Annotated in this window: 26 protein-coding genes; 11 read left to right on the plus strand and 15 right to left on the minus strand. The window is 65.9% G+C overall.

Annotated elements, in window-relative coordinates:
• Positions 1 to 10: 10 nt before the first annotated feature.
• From J7I44_RS15825 to J7I44_RS15865, 9 genes are all read right to left on the minus strand, one after another.
• Positions 11 to 2,491 (minus strand): VirB4 family type IV secretion/conjugal transfer ATPase, encoded by a 2,481-nt coding sequence (locus tag J7I44_RS15825; RefSeq protein ID WP_209623009.1) that lies wholly within the window; start codon positions 2,489 to 2,491, stop codon positions 11 to 13.
• A 49-nt stretch (positions 2,492 to 2,540) separates the two neighbouring features.
• Entirely contained in the window at positions 2,541 to 2,849 is a 309-nt protein-coding gene (locus J7I44_RS15830) for a VirB3 family type IV secretion system protein (RefSeq protein WP_209623011.1), read from the minus strand.
• Complete coding sequence (locus tag J7I44_RS15835) at positions 2,842 to 3,249, minus strand: TrbC/VirB2 family protein (protein WP_209623013.1); 408 nt, start codon at positions 3,247 to 3,249, stop codon at positions 2,842 to 2,844. The genes J7I44_RS15830 and J7I44_RS15835 overlap by 8 nt, the downstream gene beginning before the upstream one ends.
• A 117-nt stretch (positions 3,250 to 3,366) precedes the next feature.
• Entirely contained in the window at positions 3,367 to 4,155 is a 789-nt protein-coding gene (locus J7I44_RS15840) for a lytic transglycosylase domain-containing protein (protein ID WP_425599774.1), read from the minus strand.
• A gap of 39 nt (positions 4,156 to 4,194) precedes the next feature.
• Positions 4,195 to 5,253, minus strand: a complete 1,059-nt coding sequence (gene virB11, locus J7I44_RS15845) for a P-type DNA transfer ATPase VirB11 (protein WP_245188253.1) — start codon at positions 5,251 to 5,253, stop codon at positions 4,195 to 4,197.
• Positions 5,254 to 5,257: 4 nt separating this feature from the next.
• On the minus strand, positions 5,258 to 6,436 hold the full coding sequence (locus J7I44_RS15850) for a TrbI/VirB10 family protein (RefSeq protein WP_209623019.1): 1,179 nt from the start codon (positions 6,434 to 6,436) through the stop codon (positions 5,258 to 5,260).
• Positions 6,433 to 7,200, minus strand: a complete 768-nt coding sequence (locus tag J7I44_RS15855) for a TrbG/VirB9 family P-type conjugative transfer protein (RefSeq protein WP_209623022.1) — start codon at positions 7,198 to 7,200, stop codon at positions 6,433 to 6,435. The genes J7I44_RS15850 and J7I44_RS15855 overlap by 4 nt, the downstream gene beginning before the upstream one ends.
• The gene (locus tag J7I44_RS15860) at positions 7,197 to 8,078 is read right to left on the minus strand and encodes a VirB8 family type IV secretion system protein (protein ID WP_209623024.1); all 882 of its coding nucleotides are present in this window, start codon (positions 8,076 to 8,078) and stop codon (positions 7,197 to 7,199) included. Before J7I44_RS15860 ends, J7I44_RS15855 begins: the two co-directional genes overlap by 4 nt.
• Positions 8,078 to 8,578 (minus strand): hypothetical protein, encoded by a 501-nt coding sequence (locus J7I44_RS15865; protein ID WP_209623026.1) that lies wholly within the window; start codon positions 8,576 to 8,578, stop codon positions 8,078 to 8,080. Before J7I44_RS15865 ends, J7I44_RS15860 begins: the two co-directional genes overlap by 1 nt.
• Positions 8,579 to 9,147: 569 nt before the next feature.
• Here J7I44_RS15865 and J7I44_RS15870 point away from each other — a divergent pair.
• The 9 genes from J7I44_RS15870 to hisIE all read left to right on the plus strand — a co-directional run bounded on the left by J7I44_RS15870 (position 9,148) and on the right by hisIE (position 16,741).
• On the plus strand, positions 9,148 to 9,480 hold the full coding sequence (locus tag J7I44_RS15870; protein WP_209623028.1) for a YerC/YecD family TrpR-related protein: 333 nt from the start codon (positions 9,148 to 9,150) through the stop codon (positions 9,478 to 9,480).
• On the plus strand, positions 9,477 to 10,373 hold the full coding sequence (hisG, locus tag J7I44_RS15875) for an ATP phosphoribosyltransferase (protein ID WP_209623030.1): 897 nt from the start codon (positions 9,477 to 9,479) through the stop codon (positions 10,371 to 10,373). The genes J7I44_RS15870 and hisG overlap by 4 nt, the downstream gene beginning before the upstream one ends.
• The gene (gene hisD / locus J7I44_RS15880; protein ID WP_209623032.1) at positions 10,370 to 11,686 is read left to right on the plus strand and encodes a histidinol dehydrogenase; all 1,317 of its coding nucleotides are present in this window, start codon (positions 10,370 to 10,372) and stop codon (positions 11,684 to 11,686) included. The genes hisG and hisD overlap by 4 nt, the downstream gene beginning before the upstream one ends.
• Positions 11,683 to 12,741, plus strand: coding sequence for a histidinol-phosphate transaminase (gene hisC, locus J7I44_RS15885; protein ID WP_209623034.1), 1,059 nt, complete (start codon positions 11,683 to 11,685; stop codon positions 12,739 to 12,741). Before hisD ends, hisC begins: the two co-directional genes overlap by 4 nt.
• Before the next feature lie 91 nt (positions 12,742 to 12,832).
• Positions 12,833 to 13,897, plus strand: a complete 1,065-nt coding sequence (hisB, locus tag J7I44_RS15890; RefSeq protein WP_209623036.1) for a bifunctional histidinol-phosphatase/imidazoleglycerol-phosphate dehydratase HisB — start codon at positions 12,833 to 12,835, stop codon at positions 13,895 to 13,897.
• 5 nt (positions 13,898 to 13,902) lie between these two features.
• On the plus strand, positions 13,903 to 14,541 hold the full coding sequence (gene hisH / locus J7I44_RS15895; RefSeq protein WP_342451999.1) for an imidazole glycerol phosphate synthase subunit HisH: 639 nt from the start codon (positions 13,903 to 13,905) through the stop codon (positions 14,539 to 14,541).
• A complete protein-coding gene (locus tag J7I44_RS15900; protein WP_209623037.1) occupies positions 14,538 to 15,266 on the plus strand; it encodes a 1-(5-phosphoribosyl)-5-[(5-phosphoribosylamino)methylideneamino]imidazole-4-carboxamide isomerase in 729 nt (242 codons plus the stop codon). The genes hisH and J7I44_RS15900 overlap by 4 nt, the downstream gene beginning before the upstream one ends.
• Before the next feature lie 73 nt (positions 15,267 to 15,339).
• Positions 15,340 to 16,137: an imidazole glycerol phosphate synthase subunit HisF gene (hisF, locus tag J7I44_RS15905; protein WP_209623039.1), complete on the plus strand. Its 798-nt coding sequence runs from the start codon at positions 15,340 to 15,342 to the stop codon at positions 16,135 to 16,137.
• Positions 16,130 to 16,741, plus strand: a complete 612-nt coding sequence (gene hisIE, locus J7I44_RS15910) for a bifunctional phosphoribosyl-AMP cyclohydrolase/phosphoribosyl-ATP diphosphatase HisIE (protein ID WP_209623041.1) — start codon at positions 16,130 to 16,132, stop codon at positions 16,739 to 16,741. The genes hisF and hisIE overlap by 8 nt, the downstream gene beginning before the upstream one ends.
• A 93-nt stretch (positions 16,742 to 16,834) precedes the next feature.
• Here the strand turns inward: hisIE and J7I44_RS15915 are convergent, their stop codons facing one another.
• The 4 genes from J7I44_RS15915 to J7I44_RS15930 form a co-directional block, all read right to left on the minus strand.
• The gene (locus tag J7I44_RS15915; RefSeq protein WP_209623043.1) at positions 16,835 to 17,836 is read right to left on the minus strand and encodes a C13 family peptidase; all 1,002 of its coding nucleotides are present in this window, start codon (positions 17,834 to 17,836) and stop codon (positions 16,835 to 16,837) included.
• A 7-nt stretch (positions 17,837 to 17,843) separates the two neighbouring features.
• Entirely contained in the window at positions 17,844 to 18,530 is a 687-nt protein-coding gene (gene mtnC, locus J7I44_RS15920; protein WP_209623044.1) for an acireductone synthase, read from the minus strand.
• A gap of 102 nt (positions 18,531 to 18,632) precedes the next feature.
• The gene (locus J7I44_RS15925) at positions 18,633 to 19,196 is read right to left on the minus strand and encodes a 1,2-dihydroxy-3-keto-5-methylthiopentene dioxygenase (protein ID WP_209623045.1); all 564 of its coding nucleotides are present in this window, start codon (positions 19,194 to 19,196) and stop codon (positions 18,633 to 18,635) included.
• Between the two features lie 160 nt (positions 19,197 to 19,356).
• The gene (locus tag J7I44_RS15930; RefSeq protein WP_209623046.1) at positions 19,357 to 19,998 is read right to left on the minus strand and encodes a methylthioribulose 1-phosphate dehydratase; all 642 of its coding nucleotides are present in this window, start codon (positions 19,996 to 19,998) and stop codon (positions 19,357 to 19,359) included.
• Positions 19,999 to 20,161: 163 nt separating this feature from the next.
• Between J7I44_RS15930 and J7I44_RS15935 the strand changes: the two genes are divergently transcribed.
• Positions 20,162 to 20,497 (plus strand): high-potential iron-sulfur protein, encoded by a 336-nt coding sequence (locus tag J7I44_RS15935; RefSeq protein WP_209623047.1) that lies wholly within the window; start codon positions 20,162 to 20,164, stop codon positions 20,495 to 20,497.
• 469 nt (positions 20,498 to 20,966) lie between these two features.
• Here the strand turns inward: J7I44_RS15935 and J7I44_RS15940 are convergent, their stop codons facing one another.
• Together J7I44_RS15940 and J7I44_RS15945 are read right to left on the minus strand one after the other, a co-directional pair.
• Entirely contained in the window at positions 20,967 to 22,421 is a 1,455-nt protein-coding gene (locus J7I44_RS15940) for an amino acid permease (RefSeq protein ID WP_209623048.1), read from the minus strand.
• A gap of 73 nt (positions 22,422 to 22,494) precedes the next feature.
• Entirely contained in the window at positions 22,495 to 23,979 is a 1,485-nt protein-coding gene (locus J7I44_RS15945) for an amino acid permease (RefSeq protein ID WP_209623049.1), read from the minus strand.
• A 161-nt stretch (positions 23,980 to 24,140) separates the two neighbouring features.
• Between J7I44_RS15945 and J7I44_RS15950 the strand changes: the two genes are divergently transcribed.
• On the plus strand, positions 24,141 to 24,692 hold the full coding sequence (locus tag J7I44_RS15950; RefSeq protein WP_209623051.1) for an NUDIX hydrolase: 552 nt from the start codon (positions 24,141 to 24,143) through the stop codon (positions 24,690 to 24,692).
• The last annotated feature ends 51 nt before the right edge of the window (positions 24,693 to 24,743 follow it).

Consider the following 24,743-nt stretch of genomic DNA (forward strand, 5'->3'; position numbering starts at 1 on the left):
TGACGTTGAACTAACCGGCCGTTGCGCAGGACGCACGGGAGACGGACTGCGCGACGGCGCGGGTTTTGCCGCTGCCCTTGCGGCTGGCATAGAACAGGTCGAGCCAGTGCTCGGGGCGCAAGGCATCGACGTGCATGCCTTCGGCGGCAGCACATTCGCGCAGGACCCTGTGCATGATGTCGATGTTGTCGGTGGACGCCGAGATCACCGCCAGGACGTCGTCCATGCCGCGAAGGTTGAGCTGGCAGACGGCGCTGGCGTGGCCCTGCTTGACCAGGAAGCAGCGGGATCGCTCGTCGAGACTCACGACCACCTGGTATTCCGCTTCGGTCAGCTTCAGCCCGTTGATGTAGTCCTCGCGGCTGGCATTGGGATTGGGCAAGAGGATCATCGTGGCCGTCTGCTCGACCAGGGCGGCGGCGATATCGCTGGCCAGGGCGTCCTCAGGGCTTTGCGTGGCGAATATTCCCAGACCGTTCTGCTTGCGGATGGTCTTCTGCTTGTTCTTGGCGAATTCCTTTAGGCCGCCTTTGCCATCGAGGATTTTCCAGAATTCGTCCATCACATAGATCAGGGGCCGGCCGTCGATCAGCGCTTCCAGACGATGCAGCAGATAGTTGATAACCGGTGCCCGGACTTCCGGATTGTCGATGATGTCGGTGTAGTCGAAGCCAATGATGTTGGCCTTTTCCAGGTCGATCGTGTCGGCCGGGTTGTCGAATACCCAGCCCAGCGAACTGCCGGAAGTCCACTTGCGCATGCGGATGAACAGGCCGTCGTCGCCCAGGTTCGGCAGACTTTTCTGGAAGTTCGTCATGTTGCGCAGGCGCATGGGGGTATCGAGCATGTTCTCGACCGCACGGAAGATGTCCTCTTCCTCGCGCGAGCTGTACACGCTCTTGCCGGCCAGAACCTTGACCAGGTCGGCGAGGAACTGGACGTTGGCCTCGGTCCGCTCGCAGTGGAACGGGTTGAAGCCGGTGGGCTTGCCGTTCTCCAGCGCAAGGTAATTGCCGCCGCAGGCGCGCACGAAGATTTCCGCACCGCGGTCTTTGTCGAAAAAGAAGATGGTGGGAGCCGGCTCGAACTTCTGCACCTGGCTCAGCAGGAAGTTGATGAGCGCGGTCTTACCGGTGCCGGATTTGCCGATGACCATCGTGTTGGCAATGGCCTTCTCGCCCAGCGAGTTCTCCGCCGGATGGGTGGCGTGGAAGTTGAAGTAGTAGGGCTGCCCGTTGGTGCTCTGCAGGGTGGTGACGCAGTCGCCCCAGGGGTTGTTCTCCCGCTTGCCCATGGCGAAGTTGTGCAGCGGGCTCAGGCCCAGAAAGTTCAACGAGCTGACGTTGGCAAGACGGGTGCGGTACTTCCAGTTACCCGGCAATTGCGCATAGAAGGCCGCGGTGACGGCAAGGTCTTCCTTCACCGATACGAAGCCGGCGTTGGAAAGCTCGGCGCGGGTCGCGGCGATCTGCTGCGACAGCGTTTCCTGGCTGGGTGCATAGATGGCGACGGTGAAGTGATATTCGCCCAGTACGAAGTTGCCTGAGGCCAGCTGGTCCATCGCCAGGTCCAGTTCGGCGATCTGGCTGAACGCCTTGTCGCCAGACGAGACCATCATGCCCTTGGTCCGGTCCAGCGCCTTTAGCGCATCCTGGCGCCCCATCGGGCTGAAGGAGTGCGTGATCACGTACTCGAAGCCGAGGTACTTCAAGCCGTTGAGGATGCCCGGATAGGTGCCGTCGGTGTATTCCTTGATGTTGAGGATCGCGCCGAAGTGGTTGACCCCCTCAGGGGTGGTGATGACGAAGTCGCCAGTCTTGGCGGAAAAGCGCTGCTTGCTTACAGGCAGATAGTTGTAGACCGCCGCGGGCAGCACGGGGACCGGCTCGTCCACCCGGTTGAGCAGGTAACCGTAGAACTCCAACGCTTCGGAGAACACTACGCCGTTGGCGGCTTCGTACATGCCCAGGCGGTAAGGGGCGTAATCCTTGAGCACGGCCTCGACATTGCCCGCCAGCTCCAAGGCCGTGTCGACAGCATGCTGCTGTTCGGCCTCCAACCGGGTGACATCGCTCGACTTTTCCGCCAGTTTCTTGCCGCCGACGACAGGGCGGTAGAGCATCGTCAGGTAAAGCTCATTCTGCATGAGCTTCTGGCTCGACAGCGCTTCGTAGTAGGCATCGGATACGGACTGGTTGAATGGCTGCGCGAAACGCGCGCGGTCAGCAATGCGGCGCCGGCGCCGCACGTCGTGCACCCAGAAGGCGACGTTGACGAAATCGGGTGCGCGTAGGGTCTGCAACATGCGGTTGAACGTGGCGTGGCGATGCTCCAGTTCCCATTCCTCTCGCCCCACGAACGGCAGCCCGCCCAGGCGCCAGACCATAAGGAAGTCGCCACCTGTGGTTTTCAGCACCGTAGGCGAGACGTGGGTGGACAGCGGCACGAGATCGCTGATCGGGGTGTCGGGCAAAAAAGCCGGCTTGGACATGCGCAGGTTCCGGTGGCCGCCCTGGCAGTGACGCCAGGGTAGCTGTGGGTTACGAATTGGCTTTCGACTGGCCGCGATGGATGTTAGGCGTGAACACCCACATGCCATCGTTCTCCCCGATGTTCCTGACCCGAGTACGAAATTGCAGGCGCAGGCCGAGCAGCCGGAAGATCATCTCGTCGCGGCGGGCCATCTGGCGCATCACGAAGAGCACCGGCGGCATCAACAGCAGGAAGAAAAGGTTGAAGTACATCGCCAGCAACATGCATCCGCCCGCACCCATGAAGAACGGCACGTAAGGCACGCCCATGAACATGGGTGGGCGGGTGCAGCCGCGGAACAATGCATCCTTATGCATAGAAGTTGAGCACGTGAGCGACCAGGCTCGCGGTACACGCCGTGGCGCCCGAAGCACTGGTGCTGCCGGCCAGGAACATCTTGGCGATCTGCCCCGCGGCGCCGATCAGGACGGCGCCGATCAACACCGGCGAAATGTCGGAAATGCGCTTGTGCGCGAAGGCGATCTGGTAACCGGAGAAGACGATCGCGATCGTCACCACGATGATCGAGATCGCGTTGAGGATCTTGTTTACGTTGCTGGCGAAACCGCACGTGGTGGCGATCGTATCGGTGACATCCTGGCCGAATGCGATACCTGGCAGCGCGAGCGTCAGGCACATCGCCATGGCCATGAACACGGCGGTGCCGCTACGGATGGGGTTGCGGGCGTTCGGATTTGCGTTCAGGTTCTTGGCCATCTTGGTTTTTCCTTGTGACGGTTGGACAGCAGCGGCCATCGGGCAATGGACGCTTCATGGGTGGCAGCCCGAATGGGCAGCCAGGTTCGGTGGTGGCAAGTCGCTTGCCGGCCACTGTCAGAAGACGAACGCGGCATCCGCTGTCTCCTGGTCGCGGGTGGCTTGACTGCCGGTGGCGGAGCCGGCCGCCGGAACGTCGCTCCGTGGCGGAGCGCCTGGTTCGCTAACACGCGGTACGAACGCCGATGCGCTCGGCTCGGCAGGCTCGGGGAGCGAGGGAGGAGGTGGGCTTTCGGCCGTCTCCGCATGGCCAGGGGTTCCTGCCACAGCGGTAACCAGCGCACCCGCAACCGTGTCGATGGCCGTCGAACGGATCGATGCGCGATAGGCGGCACTTCCGGGCAAGGCAGTGCGTTCCGCCGGCGTCGGATGACCGGCAGGGTGTTCGGTTGTCCGGGGGCGGACGGTGATGGGCGCGGAGCCGTCAGGCACGCCGGCACCGAGCGAGGCGAAGATCCGCTGCACGTAGCCGTCGCGGTAGCCGGTGGTGAAGTTACCCGAGTAGTAACAACTGAAGGCCTTGCCCCAGTCGTCGCCGGATCGGGCGTAACACTCCGCCAGGATGCGTGCGCCCGCGTTGAGGTTGGCGCAGGCGTCAAAGGCTTGCTCGAAGGTATCCAGTCCGTAGCGCAACAGGTTGCTGCGGTTGATCTGGGCAACGCCAAGCGAAAAATCGTATCCGCCGGACTCGAGCATCCGTGCGGTAGCGATCGCTTCGCCAAGGTTGCGGGGCTGGCGTTCCAGCCGGGCGCCGACAACGCCGATCGCGAAGCGGTTGCCGCCGGATTCGGCCTGGACAACGTGTTGCATGATTTCCGCAGGAACCGCCAGATGAGGGCAGGACATTGGGTTGTATGCGGGCACCATCCCTGGATTCCTCGTCGCTCAGCGCACTTGCTGCAGCGGTTCTTGCAACGAAATGCGTGCGGGATCGAAGTCGATGCCCGTGATGTGGCGCTGGCCTGCGTGCGCCTTGATGTGCACGACGATGTCGATCGTCAGCCGGAGCAACCGCTTGATCGTCGCGAACTCGAGCCCGGCGCCCTCGACCGAGGCCTTGACCATCAATGCCAGTTGATCCCAGGTCTGCTCGGTGCTGCCTGCGTGGCAGCTGGTGATCGATCCGGGATGCCCCGATGCACAGTTGCGGATGAAGTAGAACGCCTCGTCGCCACGCAATTCGGCCAGGATGATGCGGTCGGGCTTCATGCGCAGGCAGGTTTCCATGCAGCTCTTGGCGGTCACGTTGCTGGCGCTCTGGCCGCCCTTGGAATAGAGCAGGTGCACCACGTTGGGCTGGCTGATGAAAAGCTCGCGGGCGTCCTCGATGGTCACCAGCCGCTCCTCGGCCGGGATGTGATGGACCAGCGATTTCATGAAGGTAGTTTTGCCGCTACCGGTTGCCCCTGACACCACGATGTTCTTCTTGCTGCGTACGGCCGCCTTGAAGAACTCGGCATAGCGGCGTCGTCCGCGCAGGTCCAGCAGGTGGCGATCTTCTTGGCCCAGGTCGCGCCCGTCTTCCAGAATCTGGTCGAAAAAGCCATCGGCCTGGTATTGGTCCAGGGTCCTGGCCTGCTTCGAGGGAAGGCGGATCGTGATTGAGACGTTGCCTGCCTCGCAGGCGGGCGGGATGACGAATTGGGCACGCTGGCCAGTCGGAAAGGTCAGTGAAACTACCGGATCGATGTCGGTGATGCGTTGGCCGGTATTGCTCTCATTCACCACGGCGGTGCAGAACTGACGCGCACGCTCGAATGTCAGCGTTGGCACCTCTACCCGTTGCCAACCGCCGCGGCTTTCCAGGTAAAGCTCGCCCGGTCGGTTGATGCAGATCTCGGTGACCTCCGGTGAGGCCATGAATTCGCGCACACCCAACACCTCGTACTGGTAGTCGAGGAATTCGTTGGAAACGAGGGCCAGGGTGTCTTCCATGGTTCCCATGCGCTCAGAAGCGGGCGACGACATCACTGAAATCCACGTCGCGGGCGACATAGACGAAGATCACCGTGCCCTGGTTGATGGTCACTGTCGGCGGCCGGTTGGCTGCCTCTCGCACGGCCATATCGGCCAGGTTCTGGAAGGTGCGGGCGGTGTTGCTCTCGAAAGGCTCCTGCACGACCACGCCGCTGGCGGCAATCGACGAGGTCGTGGGGCCATGCTTGGCCGCCTCGTACTTGAACGCATCACTGAGCATGCTGATGAGCAGCGCAGCACTGATGCGGCTACCCCAATGGGCGTCGTAATGACCCGGCAGGCCGGCCCCACCCAGGTTGTCGATACCCGGGCTCGGCTTGCTGCTCATGTCCACATCGATGCCAGTGGGCGTAATGATCCGGTCCCACACCACGGCGACGCGTCGGCCCTTGGGGCCGCTCGAATAGGCGCCGAGCACCTTGGATCCTTTGGGGAGCAGCAGTTTGCGCCCGTTGAACGAATACACCGGCTCGGTGACCAGGCAGGAGGTGTAGCCCGGAACGTCGGTGACGATTCGCGTCTCCAGCACGCAGCGAATATAGGTGCCGCGCTGCATCAGCGCATCGGCGTGCTCCAGGGGCTTGGCCTGGGTCGACCTTGCACGACCGGTCGCCAACGGTCCGATGCCTGCGGAGGGTGCACTGGCCGGCGCAGCTGAAAGATCGGTCATCGGGGCCGACGCGCCCGCGATCCGGCGCTCGATCAGCGAAGGTTCGTGTGGTGCGTAGGCCAGCGGCGCCTGTGCGGTTTGGACGTCCGGTTGCGGCGGCGGTAGAGGCGGCAGAGCAGGTTGCCTGGCCAGCGGAATCGGTGCGGGCTCGGGTTGGCGCGCAGGCGGTAGGGCCAAGGCCGGAGGTGCGTCGGCCACGGTGACCTTTTCTTCCCTGGGCTTGTTTGGTTCACGGCGCGAGGTGGCACTGCTGATCATCCAGTAGGAAACCAACAGCAGCAGCACGACAGCCGAACCGAGCATCAGCAGTGCGCGCCGGTTTGCCCTTCGCAGCTCGTTCGACTTCAGCACGGGCGCGCCGGCGTCCAGGTCGGGAGCAGCGGACTGCTGGTAATGCATGGAATAGGGGTTATGGTTCAACGCTTCGCCATGACCGGCATCCGCGTCATCGGCGGCCTGGTAGGAGGTGTGCGTGCTCACTTGGCGGCGTTCCTTCGCAGGCCGATGACGTCGTCGCCATGGCGGATGACGAGGTAGGGATACGTTCCATGGACGACGATGGTGTTGCCCTCGACTGTCGTGTTGACGAGGGAGTCCTCACCGTGTTCGGTCTCGCGCATGAAGACTGCCGGGAAGTTGCCGGTGGGGAAGCGCTTGAGGTCGCTCATGCGGATGTAGGTGAAGCGACCATCGTCGTAGACATGCGCAGGTACCAGCCACGGCGCGCTCTTGCTGCGCGTGGCGTACTCGTAGTCGAAGTTGTAGCTGCGCCCGGGAACCAGGCGGGTATCCAGCGGCGGTGCTTCGGCGACCTTTTTCTTTTCGGTCGAAAAGCTGGTGTCCGCGGGGTACGCGAAGGTGATCTTGTATTGGACGCCCTCGCGTTTGGCCTGGTCGAGGGCTTTCCAGTCCGTTGCCACTACCTTCAATTCGAAGATGTACGAATGCGTGGCTGTGCGCACCATCATGTTGGTGTCCACGTCCACGTTCCTGGGCTTCAGGTAGAACACGTTGTCGCGGCGCGTGAGTTCCCAGCCGCTGCTGAAGCCGGTGCTGAAGTCGAGGATCTGCTCGTTCGGGCTGAGCTCGATCTGCGTGGTGATGCCCAGGCCCGTGCGCACGGGGTAGATGTGGTCCGGCTGGTATTCGTACTGCTGCACGACCTGTGCCTCTGCGAGGCTCGGCTTGCCGATGGCGGCCGCGCAAACCAGCGTCGCGAGAAACGCCAGATGGCACCGGTTCATCGAGCCGCCCCCGTTACCGCGGCATTTCCCGCTGCACCGAGCGGCTGCGAAGAATCCTTGCCCTCAGTGGGCGGGGATGCCGCCGGGTAGCCTGGCGCGGGAGGCTGGGTGATGGCCTGCGCATTGGCGGTGCCCGGGATCTCGGCAGGCGCGGGTGTGGCGTAATCATTATCCACCCGGTAGCTGGTCACCCAGAAGCCCAGCGGGTTCTCGATGCGGTTGCGGTCGTCCATTTCCAGATTCGCCTTGTAGGTGAATTCCATCGTGGCGATCTTGCTGTCCAGCGGTTGCGTGGAGCCGCTCTGCTTGTCGTAGAGGCTGCGCTGGAAGCGGACGGTGGCACCGGTCGGCACGCGGCCCGGACCGCCGCCGATCAGCACGATGCTCAACAGCTTCACGCGAATGGCCTTGTCCTTGCCGTAGGTCTTGTAGGGACTGTCCGGGTTCATTTGCGAATAGAGCCGCGTGTAGTCAGCCTTGACTCCGGGCGAGGCCATGGTCTGTACGGTGGTCCAGTCGCCGAGGTTGAGCAGGGCCAGGTCATAGGATTCGCGGGCCATCACGAAATGGGCCACGTTGCTGCGGTTGATCGCCTCGCTGGTGCTGATCCGGCGATGGGTGAGGTCTTCGGTCAGTCGCGCCACGGTGCTGGTACCGGTATAGGCATCGGCCATCACCAGGTAGGGCACCTTCTGTTTGAGCGGCAGCATGTAGAAGTAGCCGCCGGCGAGGACGAGCGACATGCCAAGAGCGGAAAACGCCACCCACCAGGCACGCCGCTCGCTGCGTCGGGCGATGTCGGCGATCGAGAGTTCGTAATTGACCGCTCTGGAAACGGCTTCCTCGACCTTGCGGGAGCTGGCTTTACCGGCAAGCATCAGCGCACCCCCTCGGCAATGGCAGGTGAGCCGGGATCCGTCGTCGCGCTGGACGCCGGGCCGGATGCTTGCGTCCTGGCGGGCGTGATGTTGGAACCGAAGGTCTTTACGCGATCGACCTGCAGCCTTCCCGCCGCGAAGGTCACGGACACACCTTGCGCCGCGTAGATCGCGCTCAGCTCCCTGGCCGCCTGCCGGACGTCTGCCGTGCGCACTTTGGTGACCGGCGCGAACAGCGTGTAGTCGGAAGAAAGACGATAGACCAGCGTGATGCCGGTGTCGGTCGTCCAGCGGACCAGCATGTTCCGCAGTGTTTCGTCCATCGGGGCGGCGTAATAGGTGTACGGCCGGTTTAACGGGATCTCGGTGGTGGACGACTGGAAACGGTTGACCGGCTTCCAGCGGCCGCCGAAGTCCTTGGCGGCAGGCGTTCCGCAGCCAGCCAGCAGGATCGCCGGCAGCAGGGTGCCCAGGATCCGGTTCGGAGAAGCCTTGTTCACGTGGTGCTCGCAGGTGGGGGCGGCCGTCAGCCGCAGGGCGTAAGGCGGGTTCGCACGTGCCGGTCGTGCGGCACGCCGAGCCTCCCGGTATCGGAAATCAAAAAATGCGGAGGAGAAACAGGGTTCGACGAGGCGCGAGCGTGCTGCCCGCCATGTACGAGCTTTTGCGGATGGACCAGCCGGCCCTTCTTGCCGCCTCCCCTGTTTCGAGCGCGACAAACGGCAGCTCTCGCGTGGCACGAGAAAACGAATCCATTCCGACCCCCTGTCTATTCCGTCTTCAAGCAGGCCACGTGTGCAAGGCGAGGGCCTGTTGGCAGCAGCGTTCACGTCACTTGAACGCGGGCCCCATTACAGCCGCGGCCGGCGTGATCGACAAGCGCGATGCTTCAGTGCATGACGTAATCCGTGGGACATCGTGAGTGTGGGCGCAAGCTTACGGCTCGGCGGGCGAGTGGCTGGCAGCGGGTCTGTGCGGGCGAGTCGCGCGGGACCTGTCCGGCCAGGCTTGTGCCGGGAGCGAAGTGTGTCTATAGTGCGCGCTCGTTGTATTAACGTGCTAGTACATTATGAAGCGACGAGCGATCGATCCCGAGACCCCGAACGAGTCGGTGGAGCGCAGCCTGTGCGAGGCACTACTGGCGCTGCGCGACGTGGACGAGATGCAGGCGTTCCTGCATGACCTGTGCACGCCGGCGGAGCTGGAGGCGATGGTGGATCGCTGGCGGGTGGTGCCGTACCTGCAGGAGGGGCTGCCGTACCGGGAGATCCACGAACGCACAGGGGTGAGCATCACCACCATTGGGCGGGTGGCGCGCTACCTCAACCAGGGCAACGGCGGCTATCTTGCCGCGGCGGCGCGCGCGGCACGCAAGCGCAAGACCGCAAAGGCACCGGCATGAGGCCGCGCGATCGACTGCGCATCGCGATGCAGAAGTCCGGGCGGCTCACCGAGCCGGCGCAGGATCTGCTCACCCGCTGCGGGTTCACCTTCCGGCAGAGCCGCGACAAGCTGTTCTGCTTCGGCGAGGGCGAGCCGGTGGACCTGCTGCTGGTGCGCGACGACGACATTCCCGGGCTGATCGCACAGGGCGTGTGTGATCTGGGCATCGTCGGGCGCAACGTGCTCAACGAGTACGAACTTACCGCCGGACGCGAGAATGACCTGGCCTTGGCGGAATGGCGCGGGCTGGGCTTCGGGCGCTGCCGGCTATCGCTGGCGGTGCCGCAGGAGATGGACTATGCCGGCGCCGCGGATCTCGCCGGACGCCGCATCGCCACGTCGTATCCGGGGCTGCTCGGCCGCTGGCTGCGCGAGCAGGGCATCGAGGCCGGCGTAGTGACGCTGGCCGGTTCGGTGGAAATCGCGCCCCGGCTGGGTACAGCCGAGGCGATCTGCGATCTGGTGCAGAGCGGCGGCACGCTGGTGGCGAACCAGTTGCGTGAGGTCGAAGTGGTGCTCGACAGCGAGGCGCTGCTGGTCGGTCCGCAGGTGTTGCCGGCGGACGAGCGGGGCGACCTGGTCGAACTGCTGCTCAAGCGCATCGATGGCGTGATCCAGGTGCGCGAGTCGCGGCTGCTGCTGTTGCAGGCCGCGCGAGGCTCGCTGGAGGCGATCACCCGGCTGTTGCCGGGCGGCCCGCAGCCGACGTTGCTGCCGCTGGCCGGCCAGCCGGACCAGGTGATGCTGCAGGCGCTGTGCGCGGGCGAGGTGAGCTGGCGTCAGCTGGAAGAGATCAAGAAGGCGGGTGCGCGCGAGATGTTCGTGCTGCCGGTCGAGAGGATGCTGGCATGAAGCGGCTGGTCTGGAATGCGCTGGACGAAGCGGGGCGCGAAGCGGCGTTGGCGCGGCCAGTGCAGACGCATGCGGTCGGCCTGAACGAAGTGGTCCGCCGGATCGTGGCCGAAGTACGCCGGCATGGCGACAAAGCCTTGTTGCGCTTTACCGCATCGTATGACCGCTGCGAGCTGGAGCGGCTGGACGTGACGCCGGATGAATTCAAGGAAGCCGAAGCAGCGCTCGATCCGACGCTGAAGGCGGCCATTCGTGAGGCGGCCGGGCGCATCGACGCCTTCCATCGTGCGGCGGCACCGGCTGCCGTGGCGGTGGAGACCGCGCCGGGTGTGCGGGTGGAGCGCGTGCTGCGGCCGATCAACCGTGTCGGGCTGTACGTGCCGGCCGGAAGCGCGCCGCTGCCTTCCACGGCGTTGATGCTCGGCGTGCCGGCGCGTATCGCCGGCTGCGCGGAGGTCGTGCTGTGCTCGCCGGCGCGTGCGGATGGACGGTGCGATCCCGCCGTGCTGTATGCAGCGCGCGTGGTCGGCGTGCACCGGGTATTCAAGCTCGGTGGCGCGCAAGCGATCGCCGCGATGGCCTACGGAACGGCCAGCGTGCCCCGTTGCGACAAGCTGTTCGGCCCGGGCAATGCCTGGGTGACCGAGGCCAAGGTGCAGGTGTCGACGGATCCACGCGGCGCGGCGATCGACATGCCGGCCGGCCCGTCCGAAGTGCTGGTGGTGGCCGATGCGCTGGCCGAGCCGGCGTTCGTGGCCGCCGATCTGCTGTCGCAGGCCGAGCACGGGCTGGACTCGCAGGTATTGCTGGTGAGCCCATCGGACGCGCTGCTCGATGCCGTGGCCGAGGAAGTCGAACGCCAGTGCGCGGCCTTGCCGCGGGCGGGTATCGCACTCGGGGCGCTGGCCCACAGCCGCTTGATCCGGGTCGACTCGGTCGCGCAGGCAATCGAGGTCAGCAACCGCTACGCACCCGAGCACCTGATCCTGCAGGTGGCCGAACCGCGCGTCTGGCTGGCGCAAGTGGAATGTGCCGGCTCCGTGTTCCTGGGCGCGTGGACGCCCGAATCCGTGGGTGACTATGCCAGCGGCAGCAACCACGTGTTGCCGACCTACGGTTATGCGCGCAGCCACAGCGGCGTGTCGGTAGCCAGCTTCCAGAAGCAGATCAGCGTGCAGGAGCTTACGCCCGAAGGGCTGCGTGCGATCGGACCGTGCACGGCCACGCTGGCCGCCGCCGAGCAACTGGACGCGCACCGCCGCGCGGTGACGCTGCGGCTGGCTGCGCTCGACGCGGAGGTTTCCCTCGCATGAGCGTGCTCGACCTTGCGCGCGCGGAGATCCGCGCGTTGGTGCCGTATTCCTCCGCGCGCATGGAGGCGACGGGTGGCGCCTTGCTGCTCAACGCCAATGAATCGGCCTGGGCGCCGTTCGGTGACGCCGGAATGGACTGCCACCGCTACCCCGATCCGCAGCCCGCGGCGTTGGTGGAGAGGCTGGCCACGCTGTACGCCGTGCGTCCCGCACAGGTGCTGGTCGGGCGTGGCAGCGACGAGGCCATCGACCTGCTGGTGCGCGCGTTCTGCCGTGCGGGCGAGGACGCAATCCTGGTGCAGCCGCCGACCTTCGGCATGTATGCCGTCTGTGCCCGGGTGCAGAACGCGCGGGTGATCGAAGTACCGCTGGCGGCGGATTTCGCGCTCGACGCCGACGCGCTGCTGGCGGCCGTAACGCCGGCGGTGAAGCTGGTGTTCGTGTGTGCGCCGAACAATCCGACCGGGGCTGGCATATCGCTGGAGGCGGTTGAACGCCTCGCACAGCGGCTGGCCGGTCGTGCGCTGCTGGTGGTGGACGAGGCTTACGTGGAGTTCGCAGACGGCGGCAGCGCCGCGTCATTGCTGGACCGGTACGAGCACCTGGCTGTGCTGCGCACGCTGTCAAAGGCGTGGGCGCTGGCCGGTGCGCGCCTCGGTTGCCTGCTGGCGCAGCCGGAGGTGGTGGCCCTGCTGCGGCGCATCCTGCCGCCGTATCCGCTGCCGCGTCCCTGCGTGGCAGCGGCGCTGGAGGCCTTGTCACCGGCAGGACAGGTGGCCGCGCGCGAACGGATCGGCGTGGTGCGCGTCGAGCGTGCCCGGATGGCAGCGGCGCTCGGAGCGATGGCGGGCGTGCGTGCGGTGCTTCCGTCGCAGGCGAATTTCCTCGCCGTGCGTTTCGAGGACGCAGGGGCGGCGTATCGGCGGTTGTTCGAGGCGGGCATCGTCGTGCGTGACGTGCGGCGATATCCGGGGCTGGCCGATGCCTTGCGCATCACGGTCGGGACGCCGCGGGAAAACGACCGGGTGCTGGCGGTGCTCGGAGGTGGACTGTGAGAATTGCTTGCCGTAAAGCGCCGCATGCGCGATGGGCCGACAGGGTCGGCAGCGCGGTCGCGCACGGGGTGCGCTCCTGCGGGGTGGGTGCATGACCAGGAAGTTGCTGTTTGTCGATCGCGACGGCTGCCTGATCGTCGAGCCGCCGGACGAGCAGATCGACAGCTTCGCCAAGCTCGACCTGTTGCCGGGCGTGATCGGCGCGTTGAAGCGCTGTGTCGCGGCCGGCTACGAGCTGGTGATGGTGACCAACCAGGACGGCTTGGGTACCGCGAGCTTCCCCGAAGAAGCCTTCCGCGGGCCGCAGGCGTTGTTGCTACGCATCCTGGCTTCGCAGGGCATCGTGTTTCGCGAAGTGCTGGTCGATCGCAGTTTCGCGCACGAGGGGCTCGATACGCGCAAGCCGGGGGTCGGCTTGCTGCGCCATTACCTTGCCGACGACGGTTGGAGCCGCGGCGCCTCCGCGGTGATCGGTGACCGCGAAAGCGACATGCAACTGGCAGCGAATCTTGGCGTGCGCGGCTTGCGGATCGGTCCGCAGGGGGCCGGCTGGGAAGAGCTTGCGCATCGCCTGCTGGACGCGCCGCGCGCCGCTTCGGTGAACCGACGCACGCGCGAGACGGCCATCGACGTAACCGTTGACCTGGATCGCACGGCCGAGCCGCAGGTGCGCACCGGACTGGGCTTCTTCGACCACATGCTGGAGCAGATCGGCAAGCACGGCGGTTTTGCCCTCACGCTCGCCTGCGCCGGCGATACGCAGGTGGACGAACACCACACGATCGAGGACTGCGCGCTGGCGCTGGGGCAGGCGCTTCGCCAGGCACTGGGCGACAAGCGCGGCATCGGCCGGTACGGCTTCACCCTGCCGATGGACGAGTCACTCGCCAGTGTGGCGCTCGATCTTTCCGGGCGGCCATGCTTTGTATTCGACGGGGCATTCCCGCGCGAGCGTGTCGGTGATCTGCCGACCGAGCTGGTACCGCATTTCTTCCGTTCGCTGTGCGAAACGCTGGGCGCCAACCTGCACCTTTCGGTGCGTGGCGACAACGCACATCACATGGTCGAGGCCTGCTTTAAGGTCGTCGCCCGCGCATTGCGCCAGGCCCTGCGGCGCGAAGGCAGCGAGCTGCCCAGTACCAAGGGGGCGTTGTGAGCGCTGTGGTGACGTCCACGCCAGACGCGCGTGCAGGAACCGAGCCGTCCAGCGCCTCGGTCGTACTGGTCGACGCCGGTGGTACGAACATCGGCTCGGTGCGCTACGCCCTGCAGCGCCTGGGCGTGGATGCGCCGCTGACATCGGACCCGGCAGCGATCCGTGCGGCCGGCAAGGTGATACTGCCCGGCGTGGGGGCGGCCGGTCCTGCCATGGCGCGCCTGCAGGCACTGGGCCTCATCGATGTGCTGCGCTCTCTTACCCAGCCGGTGCTGGGCGTGTGCCTGGGCATGCAGCTTCTCTGCGCGCGGTCGGAAGAGGGCGACGTGGACTGCCTCGGACTGATTCCCGCGACCGTGCGACGGCTGCAGCCCGCATCCGGTGTGCGTGTCCCCCACATGGGATGGAACCGGCTACGTACGTGCAGCGAACATCCCCTGCTTGATGGCATCGATGCCGACGCACAGGTGTATTTCGTACACAGTTACGCGGTGCCGCCGGGCGACTACACGCTGGTGTCCGCCCGACACGGCGTCCCCTTTTCGGCGGTGGTGGCGCGCGGCAACTTCTTCGGCATGCAGTTCCACCCGGAACGTTCCTCTACGGTGGGCGCCCGCCTGCTACGCAACTTCCTCGCCCTATGAAAGCCGACATCATCCCCGCCATCGATCTGCGTGCAGGCCGCGTCGTTCGCCTCGCCCAGGGCGACTATGCCCGCCAGACGACTTACCAGGACGAGCCCGTCGCATTGGCCGCAAGTTACGCGGCTGCCGGGGCGAACTGGTTGCACGTGGTCGACCTCGACGGTGCCCAGTCGGGCGGCTTTGCCAACCTGTCGGTCATCGAGGCGCTGGCGCGCACGGGATTGCGCGTGCAGGCCGGCGGCGGCGTGCGTCGCGTGGCTGACGTGCACCGGTTGATGGATGCGGGCGTGGAGCGCGTGGTGGTCGGAAGTGTCGCCATCCGCCATCCGGAACGGGTGGCCGACTGGTTGCAGCGACACGGTGCCGAGCGCTTCACCATCGCGCTGGACACGCGCTGGTCGGACGACCGCTGGACGCTGCCGAGCGCCGGCTGGACCCAGGCCGAAACCCGCACGCTGGACGAACTGGCGCCCTGGTATGCGGCGCACGGCGCGCGGCATCTGCTGTGCACCGATATCGATCGCGACGGCATGCTGGCCGGACTCAACCTGGCGCTCTATCGCCACCTGGCGGCGATCGCCCCCGAGCTTGCGGTGCAGGCGTCCGGAGGCGTGCGCTCGGTGGAGGACATCTGTGCCGCGCGGACCGCCGGCGCGCGCGGCGTGATTCTCGGGCGCGGGTTGCTCGAAGGACGTTTCGGGCTAGGGGAGGCGATGGCGGCATGAACGGGATTCTGTTTGCCGGGTGTCGCGCGGTGTTCGCCCGCGGACGTGCCGCTATGGCCGGGGAGCGTCGCCCGTGCTGAGCCGTCGCATCATTCCCTGCCTGGACGTGCGCGAGGGGCAGGTGGTCAAGGGCGTGCGCTTCCGCGACCACGCGGTCGTCGGAGGCATCGTCGAGCTGGCGCTGCGCTATCGCGACGCCGGCGCGGATGAACTGGTCTTCTATGACATCACCGCCAGTCCGGAAGGCCGCTCGGTGGACCGCGCCTGGGTCGAACGGGTCGCGCGCAAGATCGACATTCCCTTCTGTGTGGCCGGGGGCATCCGCAGCGTCGAGGACGCACGCGCGGTGCTGCACGCCGGGGCCGACAAGGTGTCGATCAATTCGCCGGCGCTCGAACGGCCCGCGCTCATCGCCGAGCTGGCCGACGCGTTCGGCGTGCAGTGCGTCGTCGTGGGCATCGATTCGCTCCGCGACGCCGATGGGCAGTGGCGGGTGCGCCAGTACACGGGCGATCCGTCGCGCACGCAGGCGCTGCCGCGGCGCACGCTGGACTGGATCGCCCAGGCGCAGGATCTGGGCGCGGGCGAGATCGTGCTCAATTGCATGGGCAGCGACGGCGTGCGGCAGGGCTACGACGTGGCGCAACTGGCCCAGGCGCGTGCGGTTTGCGAGGTACCCCTGATCGCCTCGGGCGGCGCGGGCGCAGCGGAGCATTTCCGCGATGTCTTCACCGGTGCCGATGTCGACGGTGCGCTCGCCGCAAGCGTGTTCCATTCCGGCGCGATCGACGTGTCGGCACTGAAGCGGTGGCTGGCGAATCAAGGCGTGATGGTCCGCGTCGCTATCGAACCGGAGACCTGTGATGGTTGAGCAACCCGATTTCGCCAAGGGCGGCGGCCTGGTACCGGCGATCGTGCAGCACTGGCTAACCGGCGAGGTGCTAATGCTGGGCTACATGGATGCCGAGGCACTGGCGGCCACGCGCGACACCGGACGGGTGAGCTTTCACAGCCGCAGCAAGGGCCGCCTGTGGACCAAGGGCGAAAGTTCAGGGAACGTGCTGAAGCTCAAGAGCCTGCACCTGGACTGCGATGCAGACGCGTTGCTGGTGCTAGCCGAACCGGCCGGGCCGACCTGCCACCGCGGCACGCCCAGTTGTTTCGACGGGGCGCAGTTGCCACTGGGCTTTCTAGCCGAACTCGACGCGCTGGTCGCCCGGCGTGCGGCCGAGCGACCGGCCGGCAGTTACACGACGGAGCTGTTCGACGGAGGCATTCGCCGCATCGCCCAGAAGGTCGGTGAGGAAGGCGTGGAGACGGCGCTTGCTGCCGTCGCGCAAGGCGACGCGGAGCTGCTCGGTGAAGCGGCGGATCTGTTGTTCCACCTCACCGTCGCCCTGCGGGCGCGGGGGCTGGGGCTTGCGGATGCCGCGGCGGTGCTGGCTGACCGACACGCTCAGCGCTCGACCGAATAACTGCAGGAGCGCACCCCGTGCGCGACCGCCATGTCGGCATCTACGTGTATCTGGCGTTGCCGGTCGCGCCCAGGTGCGCTCCTGCCAGGTAGCTCAGCGAGGGGCAGCCAGCGAAACCTGCGGTTGTACTGACGGCCGGAACGGCACCTTCGGGCCAAGCCTCAAGCCGTCGCGCCATCGTGCCAACTGCGCCGCGATACCTTTGCCGACCGCCATCTGCGGTTCGGACGGGAGCAGCCGGTCCTGTTGCTCCCACTTCGCGATCTCGTCCGTCGCCTGGGCGAACGCGGCAATGAAATCCGGAGTGCGGTTGAGCGCGTCGATCAGCCAGGCGCGGCCGAAATAGGTCGCCGCCGAGTCGTTGCCGCAGCCAAACGAACTGCGATCGCTGCGTGCGGCAGCGAGTACCAGGGTGCCGTCGCCCTGCAACGGCGGAATGAAGCCCCCGGAGTAGCAGGCGTTGACCACCACGACCTTCCACTTGAAGGGATGCGCGGCGAGGATCGCGCCCAGGTCCTGCGCGCCGATCTGGTCCAGCGGCAGCGGGTCCATGTCAACCAGCAGGGTGTGGTCCTCGCTGCCGTGGGTGGTCAGGTAGAGCAGCAGGATGTCCTGTTGCGGGTCCATGACAGCGGATAGACGGTCGAGCGCGTTTTCCAGGTTGCTCCAGGTGGCCAGTGGCCGGGTGGAAAGCGTGTTCGGGGAGTTCTCCAGCACCAGTGCATGTGCCGTGGGTCCGAAGTGCCGGGTGAACAGGTGTGCGGCGTACTCCACTTCGTTGTGAAAGACGTCTTCGGTGCCATCACCGGCGAAGGCGAGCAGGTAAAGGTTCGGCTTGCCGGGGATGCGTGGGCGCAGACTGGCGAGCGCGGCATCCAGCAGTTGCGGCTGGGTATAGAGCACCTGCTCCGGCGTGGGAGCCTGCTCGGGCCAATCATCCTGCGGCGGCGCGGGCGCGTCGGCGTCGTCCAGCAACGCAGGCGCGGGGTGAACGGACGGTTGGGATGCCTGCGGGTGGGGCAGCCAGCCTTGCACCAGCAGCATTGCCAGCACGCCGGCGGCAAACGCGAGCAGGGCGATTAGGCTGGTGCGCATGGTGGCGTCAGGGCTCGATGGCGTCGAAATCCGTGTAGGCCCGATGGCGCGGCTCGGCAGGCCGTGCCTGCGGTGCGCGCAACAGCCAACCGGTCTGCATGCCGGCGGCGCGGGCGGCGTCCAGTTCGTCGACGATGTCGGAAAGGAACAGGATGTGCTCCGGCCGTTCGCCGATCGCCTCGGCGATCTTCGCGTAGGAGGCCGATTCGCGCTTCGGTCCGGTTTCGGTATCGAAGTAGCCGGCGAACATCGGCGTCAGGTCGCCGGCGTCGCTGTGGCGGAAGAACAGCTTCTGCGCCGGCACCGAACCGGACGAATAGACATACAGGTGCAGGCCGTCAGCGCGCCAGGCGTGCAGGCGGGCGGACACTTCCGGATAGACGTGCGCGCGGTACTCGCCTGTCTCGTAACCTTCCTTCCAGATCATGCCCTGCAGCGCCTTGAGCGCGGTTGACTTGCGGTCCTGGTCGATCCAGCCAAGCAGCAGCTCGATCACCTCCTGGCGGCTGGCCTCGATGATGCCGGCTTCTTTCGCCGCCTCGTGCAGCCAATGCTGTACTTCGGGCGTGTCGGCATGCGTCTCGATGAAGGCCGGCAGGCGCTTGCGGGCATACGGGAACAGTACGTCCCTGACGAAATCGATCGAGCTGGTGGTCCCTTCGATGTCGGTGACGATGGCGCGGATGGTGGTCATGGGCGGCACGTGTTCAGGGAGACCGCAAGAATAGCTGAGCTCCGTGGGGCGGGCTTCAGCCCGCCGGGCCTCGCGGCGAAATCGAAGGTAGGCTCAAGCCCCCTACGGGACTCGGCGCGTGGTGGGTTCCATGCGCGGAAAGCGCGCGGCGATATCGGTGCCGGTGAAATTGGCAACCCAGCCTTCCTTGTTGGTAAACAGGCGGATGGCCACGAAGTAGGGCGATTCGCTCATGTCGAACCAGTGCGGCGTACCGTCTGGCACACCGATCAGATCGCCGGCCTCGCACAGCACGTCGTAGACCTTGCCGCCAACATGCAGCGTGAACTGGCCGCTGCCTGCGACGAAGAAACGGACCTCGTCCTCGCTGTGCGTGTGTTCGCTAAGGAATTTCTCGCGGAGCGTGGCGCGATCGGGGTGATCCGGCGCCAGGCTGATGACGTCGACGGACTGGTAGCCCTCCTGCCGCATCAGGCGGTCGATGTCCGCACGGTAGGCAGCGATCACTTCGTCCTGACTGGCACCGGGAGCGATGGGTGCGTTGGCTTCCCACTGCTCGAAGCGCACGCCCACCTGGCCAAGCTCACGAGCGATCTCGGCTGGCGCGCTATGCACCGAAACAGGCGTGGACGGCTGGGCGTCGTCGTAGATGCGAAGGCGGCTCATATGGATAGTCTCCGGAAGGTCTCTTCACGATGTCCAAGTGCCGCGCGCAGGAAGGGGGGGGTGCGCAGGCCAGGGAGGAGTCGGGGATTGGGCGCCCGTCCACGATCGGGCGATGACGCTGGTACGCGTGCAAGCCACTCCGGTGCGTGACGCCTGGAGGTCATGAATAGACCCTCAGGTCCAGCTCGCAGGCGAGCAGGAATTCCAGCGCTTCCAGGTGGCGCCTCGCCTCGGCCATGTCGGCGCCCCAGGTGTAGATCCCGTGGCCGTCGATCAGGTAGGCATGCAGCGGCTTGCCGGCATCCAGCCAGGCGTCGATGCGCTCGACCAGTTCGGGCATGTGCTGGGTGTTGGGAAACACCGGGATCTCCAGCACGCTCTCGTGCGTGGTGTAGCCGGTGATGGCTTTCTGCAGCTCCCAGCCTTCCAGCCGCACGGCGCCCTCGCGCGCGAACAGCCGCGATGCCACGCTCTGCGTGCGCGAGTGGGTGTGCAGCACGACGTGCGCGTGCGGCAGTCGCCGGTAGGCCTGCGTATGCAGGCCGGTTTCCGCGCTGGGACGGGCACGGGTGCCGACCGCGTGGCCAGCCATGTCCACCAGCATGATGTCCTCGCGACCCAGCCGTCCCTTGTCGCGGCCGGAAATGGTGATGGCCGCGAGTTCGCCGTTCACGCGCATGGAGAAGTTGCTGCTGGTGGCAGGCGTCCAGCCTAGCGAGGCGAGCTCGCGCGCGGCTTCGGCGATGGCGTCGGCGCAGAGCGCGAAGCGGGCGGGGTCGACGGAGGAGGGCAATTCCTGCATGGTGATTTGGACGTCCAAACGGTGTGCGACTATAACACGCTCACCCGTGCGCCCAATGGCAAATGCGAGTCGTTCTCGCAAGTCAGGTGGAATTGACGTTCGCGGCGTACCATCGCGACAGGCCGCCGCGTCCGCGGTGGGCGGAAACAATGGAGGTTCAACCATGTCGCAAGAGAAAGACCTCGAATCGCGTCGTCGCTTCCTGAAGGTGGCGGCCGGAACCGCCGCAGCCGCTGCGGTGGTCGGTGGCTTGCCACGCATCGCGCGCGCAGCTGACCTGCCGCACGTGGCGGAATCCGACCCGACCGCCAAGGCGCTCGACTATGTCGAGGACGCCAGCAAGTCGAAGAATCCCAAGCGCAAGCCCGGCGATGTCTGCGCAAACTGCCAGTTCTATACCGACCCCAGCGCCAAGGCTTACGGTCCCTGCCAGTTGTTCCCTGGCAAGTCGGTGAACGCCAAGGGCTGGTGTGTCTCGCACACGGCCAGGAAGGCCTGAGTAGGCACGCACGCGTTCGACGCGCGCCGCGCCGAGGATTTACGTGTAGGGAAAGCGGCCGATCGGCCAGTGTGAAAAGTGCTGCCCAGACGCGTCAGGCTGAGGAGCTGACCCGCCTGACGCGCCGGGCGGCGATCCGGGGCCCACTGCCAAGTGATCAACCCTCGGAACACAGATGATACTCCCGTGGGGGGCAGTTCGGATGCGGGTCGCTGGATTTTTTATCGAAAAAGTTCCGTTAAACCTTTAAATATCAAGGCTTTGGGGCTGTAAATGATTCGTGGTCGGTCGTTTGCGATTGTTATATTGAAGTTAAGTGTCGCGTCCGCCTACGAACGTCGCCGAACGAACGGGTTCCTGAAACCTTGGGCAGGTCTGCGACAGACGGCTCGAAAGCCGCTTGCCCAGGTCGGACGCCCGGTTGGCTTGAATGCTTCCCCGAAGCGGGTGCCTGCCCGGCAACCGCACGTCAGCTGCCGGCGGACAGCGACGCTTTGCGCAACTGGCTATGCCGGCGGCCGTAGGCGAAATAGATCACTAGCCCGACCGCCGTCCAGATGCCCAGCATCAGCCACTGGTACCAGTTTTCCCAGTAGAGCAGCGTCAGGCAGCTCAGCACGCCCAGCGTGCAGGTCACTGGCGCCCACGGGACGCGGAAGGTGCGAGGCAGTTCCGGCTGGGTATGACGCAGGACCAGTACGCCCGCGCATACCGCCACGAACGCGATCAGCGTGCCCATCGAAACCAGGTCACCCAGAATGTCCAGCGGGAACACCGCCGCCAGCGCGGCGATGCCCAGCCCGGTGATCACCGTATTGATGTGTGGCGTGCGGTAGCGCGGGTGGATCTTGGCGAATACCGGCGGAAGCAGGCCGTCCCGGCCCATGATCATGAAGATGCGCGGCTGCGCGATGATCATGACCAGCACCACCGAGGACAGGCCGATCAGCGCGCCGACCTCGACCAGCCAGCGCAGCCATTCCAGTTCTGCGTGGGCCTTGACCGCGGTGACCACCGGCTCGGCCGTGCCCAGCAGCTTGAACGGCAGCAGACCGGTAATGACCGCCGCCATGCCCACGTAGAGCACGGTGCAAATGGCCAGCGAGGCGATTGTGGCGATGGGCAGGTCGCGTTGCGGGTTCTTCGCCTCCTGCGCGGCGGTCGAGGTCGCCTCGAAACCGATGTACGCGAAGAAGACCAGCGTCGATGCGCGCATGATGCCGGACCAGCCGAACCTTTCCGGTCCTTCATTGGCCGGGATGAACGGATGCCACAGATCCGGATTCACGTAGCGCCAGCCGGCCACGATCACCACCACGATCAGGCCGACCTTGAGCAACACCATCGCAACGTTCGCGCCGCTGGACTCGCGGATGCCCACGTAGCAGAGCCAGGTCAGCGCCAGCACGATGGCCACGGCGGGCAGGTTGAACAACGCGCCAGTGCTGACCAGATGGCCACCCTGGTAGGCGAGGGGGGCCGTAGTGAGGGCGGCGGGCAGGTGGATTCCGATATGGTCCAGCAGGCTGACGAAATACCCGGTCCAACTCACAGCGACGGCGGAGGCCGATACCCCGTACTCGAGCACCATGTTCCACCCGATGAACCAGGCGACCAGTTCCCCCAGCGTCGCATAGGCATAGGAATAGGAGCTGCCCGACATCGGGATCAGTGTGGCGAATTCGGCGTAGCACAGCGCGGTGAAGCTGCAGCACACCGCCGCGATGATGAAGGCCAGGATCACCGCCGGGCCGGCATGTTCGGCCGCGGCCTGCCCCGTGATGACGAAGATGCCGCCACCGATCACCGCACCGATGCCCAGCGCGGTCAGTCCCCACGGGCCCAACGTGCGGCGCAGGCCAGGGCCGTGTGCATCATCGGCGTCGGAGAAGTCGGTCTTGCGGGCGAGCAGTTGCTTCAGCATGGGCGTTCCGGACATGAAACCGGCACGGTTTTCACCGTGCCGGCAGGTGTTTGCTGGGAAGGCGACGCAAGCGTCAGACCGGTTCGGTACCGTTGGCCAGGTGGCTCTTGCGGTGGCCGTAGAGGTAATACACCACCAGGCCGATGGCGCCCCACACGAAGAAGGTGATCTTCGCTTCCTTCGAGAGGTTCAGGAACAGCAGCAGGCAACCGATGATCGCCAGCGGGCAGATCAGCCACGGCAGCGGCGTGCGGAACGGGCGCGGGCGCTCCGGCTGCGTGCGGCGAAGGATCAGCACGCCGATCGACACCATGATGAACGCGAACAGGGTGCCGGAGTTGGTGATGTCCGCCAGGATGCCGACCGGGAACAGCGCGCCGAACAGCGCCACGAAGGTGCCGGTGATCAGCGTGATCACGTGGGGCGTGTGGTAGCGCGGGTGGATCTTGGCGAGCGAGCCCGGCAGCAGGCCGTCGCGCGACATGGTGAAGAAGATGCGGGTCTGGCCGTAGGTCATCGTCAGGATCACCGACGGCAACGCGATGCCGGCAGCGAAGGCGATGAAGCCGCCGATGGTGTTGTGGTCCAGCAGGCGCACCACATGGGCCAGCGCCTCCTTGCTGCACACCAGCGCGTCCGAGCCAACGCAGGCCGCCGCGAAGGCCGGCGTACCGGGGGCCAGCGCCACACCATCCGGACCGAGCATGGGCTGCGCGCCCACCGAGCCGACCGCGCCGTAGCTCACCAGCAGGTAGTAGATCGTGCAGACGCCGAGCGAACCGATCAGTGCGATCGGGATGCTGCGGTTGGGGTTTTTGGTTTCTTCGGCTGCGGTGGAGATCGCGTCGAAGCCGATGTAGGCGAAAACAATCGACGCGGCCGCGCCCAACACGCCGATGCCGCCCATCGGGCTGCCCCAGCCGTTGGGGACGAACGGGTGGAAGTTCTGGTCCTGCACCGCCGGCAGGGAGACGAAGATGAAGGCGGTGAGCGCGGCGATCTTGATCAGCACCAGCACGGTGTTGACCTTGGCCGACTTGGAAGTGCCCAGCACCAGCAACAGGGTGACGGCCAGGCCGATCGCACATGCCAGCAGGTTGAAGCTGCCGCCATCCATCGGACCCACCTGAAGGAAATGCGGCAAGCCCCATCCGGCGTGGGTCAGCAGGCCGTTGACGTAACCGGCCCAACCGACGCAGACGGTACTGGCGGCAATGGTGTATTCGAGCACCAGCGCCCAGCCCACGATCCAGGCGATACCTTCACCTAGCACGCCGTAGGTGTAGGTGTAGGCCGATCCGGCCACCGGCACCATCGAGGCGAGTTCGGCGTAGGCCAGTGCAGCCAGGGCGCACACGACGGCAGCGATGACGAAGGCGATCATCATGCCGGGGCCGGCCTTCTGGCCTGCTTCGGCGGTGAGCACGAAAATGCCGGTTCCGATAATCGCGCCGATACCCAGCATGGTGAGCTGGAACGGGCCGAGCTGGCGGACGAGGGACTTCTTTTCGGCGGTAGCGAGAATCTGGTCGAGCGGCTTGACGCGCTTAAACAGCATAGCGTTCCCCATGGAAAGACAACGTGCTCCCCGACCTTTGCGTTAGCCACGCGTCGAGCCGAAGTGACGGGCAACCTTAGCCGAGCGTGACTGGGGGTACAAGCGCCGCAAGCCATGCGGCGGCGTCGCTAGAATCGCGGTTTGTCCTTCGCCCCACGAACATGCCCGAGACATCGAACCACCCGCTTGGCGACGCCCTTCATAGATTCGCAGAAGCCTCGCCGGGCGACCCGGAGGTACATGGATTCCTGGGCTTTCTGGCCAGCGCGCCGGAGGTGTTCGAGCGTACGCATGGGCCGGGCCATTTCACCGGTTCGGCCTGGCTGGTGAGCGCGGATGGCGAGCGGGTGTTGCTGACCCATCACCGCAAGCTGGGCCGCTGGTTGCAGCTGGGCGGGCATGCCGATGGTGATCGGGACCTCGCGCGCGTGGCCCGGCGTGAGGCGGAAGAGGAGTCCGGCCTGCCGGAACTGGCTGTCGAGCCGGACATTTTCGATCTGGACCGGCACCTGATCCCTGCTCGCGGCAACGAACCGGCGCATTGGCACTACGACGTGCGTTACGTCGTGCGCGCGACGGGGAGCGAGGCGTTCGCCGTCAGCGAGGAGTCGCTCGAACTGGCCTGGCGCTCCATCCGGGCGATCGCTCAGGACCCGCAGGCGGACGAATCGCTGCGACGCATGGCGCAGCGCTGGCTGGTCCGCTCTCCGTAGGGTGGGGTTCAGCCCACCGTTTCCCGCGCGGCACCCGAGCGGCGGGCTGAA

The organism is Frateuria flava (assembly GCF_017837635.1).
GTDB classification, from domain to species: Bacteria; Pseudomonadota; Gammaproteobacteria; order Xanthomonadales; family Rhodanobacteraceae; genus Frateuria_A; species Frateuria_A flava.